Origin of the sequence: Bartonella sp. B10834G3 (genome assembly GCF_016102505.1) — a bacterium.
GTDB classification, from domain to species: Bacteria; Pseudomonadota; Alphaproteobacteria; order Rhizobiales; family Rhizobiaceae; genus Bartonella; species Bartonella choladocola.
Map to the genome: position 1 here is coordinate 88,949 of NZ_JACFOM010000004.1, position 14,697 is coordinate 103,645.

Below are 14,697 nucleotides of genomic sequence, written 5' to 3' on the forward strand. Positions count from 1 at the left end.
TATTTTTATAATTATTTAATTTTAAATTATTATATAAAAATTTAATATTTATTATATTTTGTTATTTTAAATTGTTTTTAAAAAATATTTATCAATATTTTTTTAATTGTTTTATTGATAAACGTAAAAATCATTTTCAATTTTTAATACGGCAATTGAATTTTGTATGACCGGTTTTAAACCCTTTATTAACCATGTTTTGTTTTTTGGTCTCAACCATTTCATCTTTCCTTTGCTTACATGCCGTCTGTCAGGTGGGATAAACGTCTCTATTTTCAACTAAGCTTTTCCCTCGTTATGAGCAGACATTCCGCAAAGAAGTCTTCACCAAGACCAAAAGCTTTCACATGATCGGCAATATGTGCGCTTGCAATGTTCGGGCTAAATTTCTTGGCAATCGTTAATATCTATTGATCGGGCGGAACTCTTTTGTGCTTCATGATTGCAAGCTCTATTATTGCCAAATTCTTTCAATTTCTATTATTAAAGAATCCCGTCAAACTTTATTATTGCGCCTTCTTTAATGCCGACTTCTTTATTCCCGACTTCTTTAATGCCGACTTCTTTAATGCCGACCTCATTAATGCCGACTTCTTTAATGCCGACATCGCTACTGCCAAAATTTTTCATTCCCGCTTTGTTCTTTGAGCCTCTGACGCTTCACAATCGGGCTGATAATCGCATTCAAGCTGCTGGCCGATGTTTCAAAAGCCTCTATCCAATACGTCAAGCCGTTGCATGTCTGCTAAACTAAAATGCGGAAATTCTATCGGGTTTTTTTCTTGGATTGAGAACGAGATGAACCGTCTTTCGACAAGATGGATATGTGACGGGAGACATATGTTCATTGATTAAATCTTCCCCGTTCGAGAGCCGGTCGGAAAAATTCAAAACATCATGTTTCAAACTTAAAACAAAAAGAAAGTATGATACTGAATGTATCAATATAAAATGAAATTTTGTGATACTGTGTGGGCCAAATTGATAATATTTGAATTGGTTTTTTATCAATGTGAATTAACTAAAATAATCATGTTCAAATAATATTTTTGTTGTCGATTATGCTAACAGGCAAACCGCTTCATAAGATCGAAGCGGTTTGCCTCTATGGTTATTTTACCGGTTTACTCTTTCAGCCGATATTGAAAGCACGATCGCAGCCCCCACAACCAGAAAACCTGCAAGAACATACATTCCGATAGCCGGAGAATGGGTGAGATCAAGCAAAGCGCCAACCATCCACGGGCTTGCAAAACCGGCGAGATTGGCAATCGAATTGATGATTGCAATTCCCGCCGCTGCGGCAGAACCGCTGAGAATGGCTGTCGGCAACGACCAGAAAAGCGGTGCACATGACAAAACGCCAGCAGTCGCAAAAGACAGAAAAATAATAGACACTGTCGTGCTTGTGGCGGTTGCTGCAATGATAAAACCGAAAGCGCCCATCAATGCCGGCACGACAAGATGCCAGCGCCGCTCGCGATGTTTATCGGCACTGCGCGAGAACAAAACCATGGCAATAATTGCACAGATAAAAGGAATAGCGCCAAGAAGGCCGATTATCAGATTATCTTCTACGCCGGATGCTTTAATCAATGTCGGTAACCACAGGGTTAACCCATATTGCCCCATCACAAAACAGAAATAAATGAATGACATAAGCCAGACCATGGGATTTCTGATAAGTCCGGTAAATGAATGTGTCGAGGCTGCCGCTGCATGATCGGCTTCTATATCTTGCGAAACCATCGCTTTTTCATTGGCGTCAAGCCATTTTGCACCGCTCACACTATTATCGAGATAAAGCAGAACAATAACGCCCAAAACAACAGCAGGAATTGCTTCAAGCACGAACATCCACTGCCAGCCATGCCAGGAATCGACAGAATGGAATGTGTTCATGATCCAGCCGGAAAGCGGATTTCCGAATATTCCGGCAGCAGGGCTACCGGCCTGGAATATTGCGAACATCTTTGCCCGTCGATGGGAAGGGAACCAATAGGTAAGATAGAGAATAACCCCCGGATAAAACCCCGCCTCGGCAACACCCAACAGGAACCGCAAACTGTAAAATTGCCATTCATTTTGCACGAATGCAAAAATTCCCGACAAAATTCCCCAGGTAATCAAAATACGGGCAATCCATAACCGCGCACCGACTTTATGCAACAGAATATTGCTCGGAACCTCGAAGAAAAAATACCCGATAAAAAAAAGCCCGGCTCCGAAACCGTAAACCGTTTCGCTAAAGCCGAGATCAACTTCCATTTGTAGTTTTGCAAATCCGACATTCACACGATCAAGATAAGCAACAATATAACAGATCATGAGAATGGGAACGATCCGGAATGCAATTTTACGATAAGTAAAATCTTCATTGCTTCGATCAATTTCCTGTAGTGAACCCAATGTGTCCATAGACAACCCTCCCGTAGATGTTCGCTATTGGTTCATATTTTCTGTGATTTACCTGTTTGTTACTGTTTGAATGTGCTCAATAAGTCTTCAATCTGGTCACTATCGAGTGCCCGTGCCGGTTTATCTTGCAGCATCAAAGCAAGATGGGCTGACTCTTCAAGCTCTTCGGCAGCATTGACCGCATCGACAAGTGTTTTTGCCGAAACCACTGATCCGTGGTTGGCCAACAAAAGTGCGGTAGCTGTCTTTGCCTGTTCAAATATTTCTTCTTCCATCTCGCTGTTACCCGGCCGGTAATAACGAATAACGGGTAATCTGTTGCCGATACGCATGACAAAATAAGGCGTATAAGGCGTAATCGGATGGTCTTCGCGCCCTGTCGGCATACAACTGATAGCCGTTGCATATGTTGAATGAAGGTGAACGACTGCGCCTATTTGCGGACGCGCTCTGAAAAAAGCGCGGTGCATGAACACTTCTTTGGAAGGGCGATCACCCGAAATATGGTTCCAATTCTGATCGAGCTTGCTCAATGTTTTACTATCAAGCCTTCCCAATGATGAATTGGTCGGGGTCATGAGATAACCGTCTTCAAGTCGCACAGAAATATTGCCGGCACTACCAACGCTGAAACCGCGCTGGAAAAGACTTGCGCCAAGTTCAACAAGAAGCTCGCGGGTTTCCTGTTCTGTCATTATTTCTACCTCGTTTTCTATGAGTGTTCCAAGCAACGTTATCGGGTGACAAATTCATCCCGATATTGGCGAATGATACTGTCGAAATCGCGGTCGCGAATGAAGCCCAACGAAAGCGGGCGCGAAACATCGAAATTACCCGGCCATGAACACACAATATCAATAATACGCTGTTCGGGATGTTCACTCACAAGCATGCGCGTTTCATGTCCGGCGACACGTTCGAGACTTTCTAGCATTTCATCAACGCTGACGCATAATCCGGGCAGGTTAAGAACACGCTTCAACCCCAATTTCTGCTCGCCGACAGTCAAAGCATGGGTGAGGTTTTTGACCACAACATCGGGTGATGAAAGCCACATCAAGGTCGATGCCGGTACAGGATTGTTCGATTTGATCCCCGAAAGCGGCTCGCGGATAATGCCGCTTGCAAAAGACGACGCAGCAGAATTCGGCTTGCCCGGACGCACCACAATTGTTGGCAAACGGCAGACACGACCATCAACAAATCCTTTGCGGCTATATTCACAAACCAGCAATTCTCCGATTGCCTTTTCCGCACCATAAGAAGATTGCGGCATCAAAGCGAGATCTTCGGGTACGACATCGGGCATCGGGCCGCCGAAGACCGCAAGCGAAGAGGTGTAAATAAAAAACGGTTTTTTTCCGGTTTTGCGCGCCGCTTCGAGAAGCGCGCGGGTTCCGTCGACATTAACCCGCATACCGGTGTCGAATTCGGCTTCCGATTGTCCACTCAAAACCGCAGCCATATGATAGATTGCAACCGTGTCTGCGGTCACAATTTTTTCGGCAAAGTCGGGATTGGCTATATCGCCTCTTACCGATTTCACACGGTCATCTTTAACCGGACAATCGGCAAGATCGACAGAAACAATTTCCTTGAAAGCAGGAAAGCTTTTATTTCCTTGCTCCTTCAGTAAATTTGCAATCAGCCGGCTGCCCAGAAAACCGGCACCACCGGTTACAATAATCTTACCCATGATTTTGCCCCTCTGTCGGATTTTCTTCATAGGATACGAGACGCAGCTCGATACCCCTTTCGGTAATGGCATCCTGTGCATTTTGCGGAAGACCATCGTCGGTGATAACCATATTCAACGCTTCAAGCGGAATGGCATTGAATGTCCCCACCAGACCGTATTTGCTGCTATCGGTTACCAATATGCGGCGGGAAGACCTCTCGACGACTGCACGCTTGACCGGAATTTTATTTTCTTGCGGTGTCGAGATACCGCGCGTGCCGAATGATGAGGTTGAAATAAAACCTATATCGAAATTGAACTGGCGAATGGTCAGCCCTGCCGAAGTTCCCACACAGGACTGGTTTTCACGCTCGACCTCCCCGCCTGTATGATAAAGGCGGCATGTGCTTTCCTCACTTAAAAAACTTGCTATAACAAAATCATTGGTTACAACGATAATGTCGGGAATGTTTGCCAATTGCCGCGCCAGTTCCAACATTGTTGTGCCGGCATCAAGATAGACAACATGTCCGGGCTTTACAAAGCTTGCGGCAAATCTGCCAAGCGCTACTTTTTGGTTATGCGCCATGGCGCGTTTTGCAATATGTGAAGGCTCTCGCGAGATGCGCTCCGGCAATTCTACACCACCGGCAACAGAAAGTGCCCGCCCCTGATCTTCAAGTGCCCTTATATCCCGCCGGACAGTCATTTGCGAAACGCCCAACATGTCGGCAATTTCGGCAATCGACAAGACATGTCGTTGCGACAAATGTTGAATAATCAGGGCCTGACGTTCTGCGGGTATCACAATCACTACTTCCTGTTATCGGGATTACTTTCTTCTAGCTGGACTGCTTCCAGCTATCGGGACGACTTCCAGCTATAAGGATTATTTTCTGCTATAAGGCTGGAACCAGCCCAAACCATCTTCGGTTTTGCCGCGCGGATTATATTCGCAACCGATAAAACCTTTGTATCCCACCCGATCAAGCACGTCGAAAAGGTAGGGAAAATTCAGTTCGCCTTCATCCGGTTCATGGCGATCCGGCACAGAAGCCACCTGCACATGGGCAAATTTACCCGCCATTTTTTCTGTCAATCGCGTTAAATCGCCATCCATAATTTGCGCATGGTAAAGGTCGAACTGGACAGCAACATTTTTGCGCCCCACCTCTTCCATCAACCTTACGCCATCAAGCTGGTGATTGACGAAATAACCGGGCATGTTGCGGGTATTTATCGGCTCCGTCAAAACAGTAATTCCATGCGGTGCGACTTTGTCTGCCGCATAACGGAAATTCTCGATAAATGTTTTTTCGCATTCATTGCGATCAAGCCCGTTCACCACACCCGCCATAGCGTGAAGACATTTGCAATCCAATGCCAAAGCATATTCCAAAGCCTTATCCACATTGTCGCGAAATTCTTTTTCACGTCCGGGAATGGCCGCCATGCCACGTTCGCCTTCATCCCATTTTCCTGCCGGCATGTTGAACAAGGCCTGTTTCAAATCGTTTTTCTTAAGTTCTTCCGCAACCTTTTCAGGCGCAAAATCATAAGGAAACAAAAATTCCACCGCTTCAAATCCGGCTTTGGCGGCACGGCCAAAACGTTCAATAAAAGGAACATCGGTGAACATCATAGAAAGATTGGCAGCAAAACGCGGCATAATATTACTCCCCTTTAACCGTCTTCATCTGTTGGGCGACAAAGAAAAAATCTTCATCACCGAAATTGCCTGACTTCAATGCCAGTGAAAGCGACTTGCCGATACTTCTGACCCACGGCACACCGGGGGCAATTTGCGGCCCGATTTTAAACCCTTCAATCGCAAGCGCCTGAGTAACCGCACCCGATGTTTCGCCACCTGCAATGATAAAACGCCGATAGCCCTGGCTTTCCAATGTTTTGGCAATTTTTGCAAAAAGCATTTCAATGGCCTGACTTGCCGTTTCTGCTCCAAAGCTTGCTTGCGTATTGGAAAGCTCTTCCGGCATTACTGTCGCATAAATCAATGGCGCATATTTCTGGTTGCTGTTTTGCTTTACCCATTCGACGAGTTCCGAAAAATAATTCGCGTCGCTCACCGCGCGGCCAACGTCTACAGCCAATGCAGGCGCCATCTCTTTATATTTTGCAACTTGCGCATTTGTCATTTGCGAACAGGAACCGGAAAGAACCACCGTCGCCCCTTCCAAGGGTTGACCGGCCGCTTCTGCCTGTTCGACATCACCATGCAAATCTGTCCAGGCGCGCGCCATACCGTCGGCAAGGCCGGAACCGCCGGTAACAAACTTCATATCGGCAACGGCCTTTCCCAATATTTCGATATGTTTGTCATTGAGTGCATCCAGAACAGCATAACGAAAACCGTTCTGGCGCAATTGTTGCAAACAATTTTTAACCGCCGCAATGCCTTTATCAATAATTTGGCTTGGAACATTGCCGCAACGCCCTTCGGATTGTGCTTCCATCACCCGCATAATATTGGAATCTGTCATTGGCGTTACCGGATGATGGCGCATTCCCGATTCGCTCAAAGGCACTCCATTCACGAAAAGATAACCGCAATAAATGGTGCGTCCGTTCACCGGAAGAACCGGACAAATAACAGTAAAATCCTCGCCCAAAGCATCAAGCAGAGCATCCGTGACCGGCCCGATATTCCCTTTGGAAGTGCTGTCGAAGGTTGAACAATATTTGAAGAAAAACTGTTCACTGTGGTGATTTTTCAACCATTGCAATGCCGCAAGGCTATCGTGAACTGCCTTTTCAGGCGCGCAGGAACGGCTTTTCAGACTGACAACAACCGCATCGGCATCAACGTTGACACCCTCACGCGGAACGCCATTCAATTGCACGGTTTTCAAACCGTTTTTGACAAGAAATCCTGCAATATCCGTTGCTCCGGTAAAATCGTCGGCAATGACTCCAAGTTTCATTTCAAGCATCCTGACCCGGCAATTTTATGCCTGAAAATGTTTTGATAACGGCCGAGTCATCAAGCTTGCCAAAACCGGCATTTGAAGCATTGGCAAACATCGTATAGGCAGTGGCCGCAAGCGGGAGAGGAAAATTCAAAGCCAAACCGGTTTGATTAACGAGCCCAAGATCTTTGACAAAAATATCAACAGCCGATTTTGGTGAATAATCACCATCAACCACATGCTTCATGCGATTTTCAAACATCCAGCTATTTCCGGCTGCATGGGTGACCACATCATACATGACATCAAGAGGAATATTGGCACGGGCAGCAAGCGCCATTGCTTCAGCACCGGCGGCAATATGAACACCGGCCAATAATTGGTGAATAATCTTGACTGTCGAACCCAGCCCGATTTCTTCGCCAATATTATAAACTTTGCTGGCAACAGCATCCAGAACGGGGGCAAGCCTGTCAAAAGCTTCAATTTTTCCTGCTGCCATAACGGTTATATCGCCCGCATTTGCTTTGACTGCACCGCCGGAAACCGGAGCATCCAGAACATTAAGCTTCTTTTGTTCAAGCTTACCGGCTATTTCTTTCGCGTCATTTGCCGAAATCGTGGAAGAAACCATAACCACTGTACCGGGTTTCAAACGATCAGCCAAACCGTTTTCGCCAAACAAAACCGCTTTACATTGCTTGGCATTGACAACCAGAAGAACCAATGCGTCAAGTTCGCCAGCTTGCTCGCAGCCTGCACCTGCACCTGCTGCACCGGCTTCGACAAGTTCACGACATTTTGCCAAATCAAGGTCAACACCATAGGTGACAAGGCCTGCCTTGATACAGGAACGTGCAACCCCCATCCCCATTGATCCAAGCCCTACAACACAGACACTATATTTTTCCGGCATCACTGCCTCCCTTTTCCATCTATCCGCAAACTAAACAGTAAAAAAACATTTTTCAACATATTTTAACAAAAAATAACAAATAAATGATAAAATAATGTTATTTTATGTTATTTTTTGATAGTAAACGGCCAATATGTATAGAGAGTTTGTTATGAAGTGACGTAGAAGCGGGAATTTTTTGGGGGGCTAAAAGGGCTTTGACATGAACGTGGAAATGTTCAGGAAATATATTTCCGGAGCCAAAACCCGATGCAGTTTTGCGCCTGCCATAAGCAGCCGATCCGCCAAGCCCCGATGCATTTTCGCTGTCCACCGTAAAGCACTGACATAACATTCCTGAATGCGCTTCCAGCGATTGCCCAAGGCACTATCGCAGTGAGTTATGATGTACTGACACCACCTCCCGCACGCTGCACTTCCGGCACGCCATGACGCATTTTCGCTGTCCGCCGTAAAGCACTAACATAGCATTCCTGAATGCGATTCCAGCAATTGCCCAAGGCACTATCACAGTATGTTGCGACACACTGTCACCACTTTCCGCACGCTGCACTTCCGGCACGCCCCGATGCATTTTGGCTGTCCGCTGCAAAGCACTAACATAGCATTCCTGAATGCAATTCCAGCAATTGCCCAAGGCACTATCACAGCATGTTGCGACACACTGTCACCACTTGCCGCACGCTGCACTTCCGGCACGCCATGACGCATTTTCGCTGTCCGCCGTAAAGCACTAACATAGCATTCCTGAATGCGATTCCAGCAATTGCCCAGAGCACTATCACAGTGTGTTATGATGTACTGTCACCACCTCCCGCACGCTGCACTTCCGGCAAGCCGTGGTACACTTTCGCCGTGAGCCGAAAAGCACCAGCGCAACACTCCCGAAAGTGTTCAAGCGACCGCCGCAAAGCGCTATCGCAATCTGCCTCACGGCACTATCGCTGCGTTTCCATGGTCACCATGGCGATTTTAAATAGGGGGAATTTCACATATGGATCCTTGGTTTGACCGCCAAAAGAAATTGTCATGCGACGAAAATGTCATGCGACGAAAATGACATGTGAAAAATATGACACGTGAAGAAAATGATATAAGGGCGGTAAAGCTGTAAAGCTATCAACTATAACGCTATCATCAAAGTCGAAGTAGGTGAGGATGTCAGCAAAGAACAAGAGCCACTTTACCGTTTTGTTCCAATGATTTTCTGTGAAAAAGCAATCCGGTTGAACGGGTTTTGATATTCGTCTTTTGTCCGGCTTTCCATAAATTTCCGGCCAATTCCGATCGTTTAATCTAGTGCAAATCAACCATCCAAAATTGGTCAAGCAAAAGCGTCACTTCAACTCATAAAAAATTTCATAAAATAACATAGTCGAAAAATACATGTTTTCCGGATTATTGTTTCCAGCCTTGCCGCTATTTGAATAACAAACCAATCCGATAAAAAAGCCGACAAAATTGCCGGCTTTTTCACACGTTTGAATTGTTGAAAACTTATCAACGATAAACCATACCGCCATCGGTCAAAATGGATTGGCCGGTTATGTAATCGGAAGCAGGACTTGCAAGGAACGAAACGAGATTTGCCACATCGTCAGGTGTTTCGGCGCGGCCAAGCGCAATACCGCCGACAAATTTCTTATAGGTTTCACCGAGCGGTGCACCTGTGGTTTCATGGAAGCGTTTGTCAATTTCCACCCACATATCTGTTCCCACAACACCCGGGCAATAGGCATTGACTGTAATCCCTTGGGAAGCATATTCCTTTGCGGCAGCCTGTGTCAAAGCGCGTACGGCAAACTTTGTTGCCGAATAAATGCCGAGCATTGCATAACCTTCCTGTCCGGCGATAGAACAAGCACTGACAATCTTGCCTTTTTGCTTTCTGGCAATGAATTTCTTGGCAGCAGCCTGAATACCCCACAATGCGCCTTGAACATTGATCTTGAAAATTTTCTCGACTTCTTCAGGCGTTACATCGGCCAAAGCATTGACCTGTGCAATACCGGCATTGTTGACCATCACATCAAAACCGCCGAGGTCTTTTTCGGCCTGTTCGATCGCACCATAGACTTCTTCACGTACAGAAATATCACCGGTGATGGTTGTGGCTTTTTGCCCCAAAGCTTCGATTTCCTTGGCGACAGCAGCAATCTTGTCTTTTTTAACGTCGACAAGACCGATATTGAAACCGTCTTTTGCCAGATGCAAAGCAATAGCGCGGCCAATTCCCTGTCCGGAACCTGTGACTACAGCAACTTTATTGGTCATGAAAGTTCTCCCTTTTCAATAGAAGTGTCTTTTCGGGTTAATGTCCACAATTCGGATCAATGTCCATAATTGCAGTTAATGTCCATAATGAAACAAAACAAGAGGCAAAAATAAGGCGGTAAAAAAACCAATATTTCAGATGAAAATAGTTTTTACTCAATAAAAAAATTTGCTTGCTCATGAAGTAAGACTGCAAGTTCATTGATATGTTAGAATAATATTCGTTAAAAAACGAAAACACCAAATACATATCATAAACTTCGTCTGAAGCAAAGTAGTGAATGTCGTTTTCTTTTCCCCTTTGTTATTTTTTTAACTGTCCGGCCAATTGTTTTGTCACCGCCCGAACACCGTTTTTGATCTGACGCATGTTTATCGGAATTACCGGAAGTCCAAGGCTAAAATCATGAGTCTGTCGTAACCGCCATATTGCGTCCGTTTGAATAGATTCCGGCCACTCATAATTCCTGATATATTCGGTAAATGGACAACTACATCACTTTTTTAGAAAATCATTTGGCAGGCAAGTCTTATCCCGACAAGCGGCAAAAAAACGCCATTATTCTTTAACGCCATTGTTCTTTAACAGTTGTTTCTTGGCCGTTTGACCGGCACAAGGCGGGAAACCGTGATTTGATTGACAGGAATGGAAAGAAGCTCGACGCGACAAGTTCTGTTTATTATTGCTGATAGAATTTAACCGGCATGTTTTTCGGGAAAAAGCGGCAATCGACGAAATGAAAATTGCCACTTTTACCATTATGATCTTTTACTATTATGATCGGATAGCTGTCGTTATCATATCGCAAATATTATGAGCTTTAGCGTTGCGGGTTGGATAAACAGGCGAATTTTCAAATATTGCAATCTGTTTTCCGCCTGTTTGCCACTTAAAAACCGCGTCTATTCTAATGGCTCACAGGAATACCATAAAGCTCCGCCAATGCTGCCAATATCGGCGCAGAACCGGCAACAAGCTGACGACCGTTATATTCACCGGTCTTATGGCTGGTTGTACGCCCTTTGCCTAAAACGAGAAGTGGCAATGACTGGTTGTCTTCACCCGCAAGGGCAATAACATTTTGGCGCGGACGCGGAAATTCTTCATGACGCACATCAAGATCGTGGAGCTGGTCTTTAAAAGAAGCAAGTGCCCCTTCGATCGGCAGGCAGTGCGGACAATAAAACAATTTATCGGGGTGGTTTGCGTCAGTAAACGATTTTGGCAATAAAAACAGAATATCTTTGGTCATAATTACCTCGCATGAGAAAAATTTCGGTTCTTCGACTTATACGACTTTAATTTGCCGTTTCATTACCATCGAAATTTAAATAATCGATAAAAGCAAGAAATGTTTTTCAAGAATATCCGAATCTATAGAATGGATGGGCTATCAAAATACAAAATCTCCGCCGATTATAAAACACGAAACGGTGTCCGGAGGGAAAGGACATAAAAACCGTTAACCGGCAGGAGAATAGATAATGGTTTATGACTTGAGCCTTTTGGATAAATGCCCGCTTGAAATCAACCGCAATGCGGGTCAAGCCTTGAAAAACGCAGTAGAAACAGCACGTGCAGCAGAAAAAGCCGGTTTTCGCCGGTTCTGGGTTGCCGAACATCATCACTCAAAAGAATTTGCATCGAGTGCGCCTGAAATACTGGTTGCCTATCTGTTGGCAGCAACAAGCAAAATCCGTATCGGTTCGGGCGGGGTCATGTTACAGCATTATAGCCCCTACAAAATAGCAGAAATATTCAATGTGCTTTCGGCTATCGAACCGGGACGTGTTGACCTCGGAATCGGCAAAACACCGGGTGGTTTGCCGCATACAACAGCAGCACTGCAAGCCGAATTTTCGGATGAAAAACGCATCGGCTTTGAAGAAAAGCTGGAACTTCTCGATAAGCTTCTGGGCGGCGAAGAAATAAAGGAAGGCCGTTTTGCAGGATTGGCAGCAACACCCAAACCGGAAGTTCGCGCAAGTACTTTCCTGCTTGGCGCAAGTGTCGAGAGTGCGAAATTGGCAGCACGTCTCGGCTGGCAGTTCAGCTATGCCGGACATCTGAACGGAAGCGAAGAAAAACTGAAGAATACAGTTTCCGCCTATCGGCGTGCAACATCGGGCGGTGTGCCGCAATTGGCACTTGCAGCCATTATTGACAAATCCGACAAACGTGCAAAAGAGCGCGCCAATGAAATTTCGATTTACAAAATCCATTTTTCCGATGGCAAAACTTTTTCGCTGACCACTTTGGAAGCAGCAGAAGATTTCGGTCGTCTTTCCGGTCGTTCCGATTACACGATCGAACAACATCGCACACAAATCATTGCCGGTACGGCAGCAACAGTCAACAAAGAGCTTCAAATCCTTCATCACCAATTCGGTATAGGAGAATTTATGCTCGAACTGCCTGCAACCAGTGTTGAAGAACGTATTGATGCAATTGGCGCACTTGCTTTCGAGCAAGAAAAAATTGCCGCCTGAACCTTATCGAGGAGATTTAAGATGACGCATAACAAAATCAATTTCGGTCTCATGCTTCATGGTGCAGGTGGCCATATGAATTCGTGGCGCCACCCTTCTGTTCCGACAGATGCAAGTGTCAACATTGCTTACAATGTCAATCTCGCAAAACGCGCCGAAGCCGAAGGGCTAGCCTTCGTTTTTGTTGCTGACGGGCTTTACATCAATGAAAAATCGATCCCGCATTTTCTGAACCGTTTTGAACCGCTCACTCTTCTATCGTTTCTTGCGGCGCATACGTCGAAAATCGGCCTTGGTGGCACAGTTTCAACCTCATACAGCGACCCGTTCACGGTTGCACGCCAATTTGCCTCGCTTGACCTTTTAAGTGGCGGGCGGGCTGCATGGAATATTGTGACAACCCCGCTTGAAGGAACCGCCAAAAATTATGGCCGCCCCCATCCCGATCATACATTGCGTTATGAAATCGCCAGCGAATATATCGACGTGGTGAAAGGATTATGGTCTTCATGGGAAGAAGATGCGTTTATTCGCAACCGCGAAACCGGCCAGTTTTTCGACCCGAAAAAAATGCACCGCGTCAACCATCACGGCAAGTTTTTCTCGGTTGAAGGGCCGCTCAATATCCAGCGTTCCCGTCAGGGCGAACCGGTCATTTTCCAGGCTGGTGCATCCGACTCCGGCATTCATTTCGCTTCCAAATATGCCGAAGCGGTCTTTACCCATATCAAAGATATTGAAGGGGCAAAAAACTATGCCAAGCGCGTCAAGGACGGAGCGGTTGCACATGGTCGCTCGCTCAATGATGTGAAGATTTTACCCGGCATCAATCCGATTGTCGGCCGCACCAAAGAAGAAGCGGAAGAAAAGTTCAGGGTTATTCGCAATCTCGTCAATATCGAGGACGCGCTTGCCTATCTTGGCCGTTATTTCGACCATCATGATTTTACCCAATATGACCTTGACAAGCCCTTCCCCGAAATCGGTGACATCGGCAAAAACAGTTTCCGCTCGACAAGCGACCGCATCAAACAGGAAGCTCGTGAACAAGGCCTGACTTTGCGTGAAGTGGCATTGAATGAAACCACACAACATGGCGATTTTATCGGCAGCTATGACGACGTCACAAACCGTATCATCGAATGGTTCGATAACGGTGCAGCCGACGGCTTTATTCTCACCATGCAGGTGAGCGGCCAAGGCTTTGACGACTTTTCTTCCGAAATCCTGCCTCGCCTTGAAGAACGTGGCTATTTTGATCGCAAGCTCCATCACAACACATTGCGTGAAAATCTTGGCCTTGCCATTCCCTCGAACCGTTACGCAGAAAATGAGCAAATTGTTGCTGCTTGAAATCGAAAGGACAAAAAATGAGCAAAGTGATCGCTTTATCCGGCAGTTTCAATCGGCCTTCAAAAACCACCGCTCTTGTCAATCATATCGGCAAAAAGGTGGCCAAAAAATTCGGCATAGAGGTTGTGAGCTATGATCTTCTCGATGTCGGAACCACGCTGGGACTTGCCCAGCGTGCCGATAAACTCGAACCGAATGGCCAACGGATTATCGAAGAACTGACATCGGCAGATGCGCTTATTATCGGCAGTCCCGTCTATAAAGGAAGTTATCCGGGATTGTTCAAACATTTCATTGATCTCATCGAGCCTGAACGACTTTATGGAAAACCTGTGCTGCTTTCTGCAACCGGCGGCGGTGACCGACACGCATTGATGGTCGAACATCAATTGCGTCCGCTTTTCGGTTTCTTCATGGCGCATAGTCTGCCAACAGCAATTTATGCCGCTGCACGCGATTTCGGGCAGGATAATGAAATACAATCGCCAGATCTGATCGCCCGCATTGATAAAGCGGTAGACCAATTCATCCCCTTCATCAAAGCGGAGACAGCGCACAGTTCCGAACAAAAAACAACTGTCCAACGGGCACGCGGGACGCATGATGTTTTGCCCTTTGCGGTCAATTCGTGAGTCAGGAGA

13 protein-coding genes are annotated in these 14,697 nt (G+C 46.0%); 3 read left to right on the top strand and 10 right to left on the bottom strand.

Annotated features, from left to right (window positions below):
• Positions 1–483: 483 nt before the first annotated feature.
• The 10 genes from H3S94_RS10655 to H3S94_RS10700 all read right to left on the bottom strand — a co-directional run bounded on the left by H3S94_RS10655 (position 484) and on the right by H3S94_RS10700 (position 11,466).
• Positions 484–630 (bottom strand): hypothetical protein, encoded by a 147-nt coding sequence (locus tag H3S94_RS10655; RefSeq protein WP_188318039.1) that lies wholly within the window; start codon positions 628–630, stop codon positions 484–486.
• Between the two features lie 486 nt (positions 631–1,116).
• On the bottom strand, positions 1,117–2,418 hold the full coding sequence (locus H3S94_RS10660; RefSeq protein WP_077993549.1) for an MFS transporter: 1,302 nt from the start codon (positions 2,416–2,418) through the stop codon (positions 1,117–1,119).
• A 59-nt stretch (positions 2,419–2,477) separates the two neighbouring features.
• On the bottom strand, positions 2,478–3,113 hold the full coding sequence (locus tag H3S94_RS10665) for an aldolase (protein ID WP_077993550.1): 636 nt from the start codon (positions 3,111–3,113) through the stop codon (positions 2,478–2,480).
• Positions 3,114–3,151: 38 nt separating this feature from the next.
• The gene (gene denD / locus H3S94_RS10670; protein ID WP_198241037.1) at positions 3,152–4,114 is read right to left on the bottom strand and encodes a D-erythronate dehydrogenase; all 963 of its coding nucleotides are present in this window, start codon (positions 4,112–4,114) and stop codon (positions 3,152–3,154) included.
• Complete coding sequence (locus tag H3S94_RS10675; protein WP_198241104.1) at positions 4,107–4,904, bottom strand: DeoR/GlpR family DNA-binding transcription regulator; 798 nt, start codon at positions 4,902–4,904, stop codon at positions 4,107–4,109. The genes denD and H3S94_RS10675 overlap by 8 nt, the downstream gene beginning before the upstream one ends.
• Before the next feature lie 81 nt (positions 4,905–4,985).
• Positions 4,986–5,765, bottom strand: coding sequence for a 2-oxo-tetronate isomerase (otnI, locus tag H3S94_RS10680; RefSeq protein WP_198241039.1), 780 nt, complete (start codon positions 5,763–5,765; stop codon positions 4,986–4,988).
• Between the two features lie 4 nt (positions 5,766–5,769).
• Positions 5,770–7,038, bottom strand: a complete 1,269-nt coding sequence (otnK, locus tag H3S94_RS10685) for a 3-oxo-tetronate kinase (protein WP_198241041.1) — start codon at positions 7,036–7,038, stop codon at positions 5,770–5,772.
• 1 nt (position 7,039) lies between these two features.
• Entirely contained in the window at positions 7,040–7,939 is a 900-nt protein-coding gene (gene ltnD, locus H3S94_RS10690) for an L-threonate dehydrogenase (protein ID WP_198241043.1), read from the bottom strand.
• A 1,500-nt stretch (positions 7,940–9,439) separates the two neighbouring features.
• Positions 9,440–10,213 (bottom strand): acetoin reductase, encoded by a 774-nt coding sequence (locus H3S94_RS10695; RefSeq protein ID WP_077993560.1) that lies wholly within the window; start codon positions 10,211–10,213, stop codon positions 9,440–9,442.
• 908 nt (positions 10,214–11,121) lie between these two features.
• Positions 11,122–11,466, bottom strand: coding sequence for a DUF3088 domain-containing protein (locus tag H3S94_RS10700; protein WP_077993563.1), 345 nt, complete (start codon positions 11,464–11,466; stop codon positions 11,122–11,124).
• Between the two features lie 232 nt (positions 11,467–11,698).
• Between H3S94_RS10700 and H3S94_RS10705 the strand changes: the two genes are divergently transcribed.
• Genes H3S94_RS10705 through msuE form a run of 3 tightly spaced genes read left to right on the top strand, consistent with a single transcriptional unit; the run spans position 11,699 to position 14,688 of the window.
• The gene (locus tag H3S94_RS10705) at positions 11,699–12,703 is read left to right on the top strand and encodes an MsnO8 family LLM class oxidoreductase (protein WP_077993564.1); all 1,005 of its coding nucleotides are present in this window, start codon (positions 11,699–11,701) and stop codon (positions 12,701–12,703) included.
• A 21-nt stretch (positions 12,704–12,724) separates the two neighbouring features.
• Positions 12,725–14,056: an LLM class flavin-dependent oxidoreductase gene (locus H3S94_RS10710; protein ID WP_077993565.1), complete on the top strand. Its 1,332-nt coding sequence runs from the start codon at positions 12,725–12,727 to the stop codon at positions 14,054–14,056.
• Between the two features lie 17 nt (positions 14,057–14,073).
• A complete protein-coding gene (gene msuE, locus H3S94_RS10715) occupies positions 14,074–14,688 on the top strand; it encodes an FMN reductase (protein ID WP_077993566.1) in 615 nt (204 codons plus the stop codon).
• The last annotated feature ends 9 nt before the right edge of the window (positions 14,689–14,697 follow it).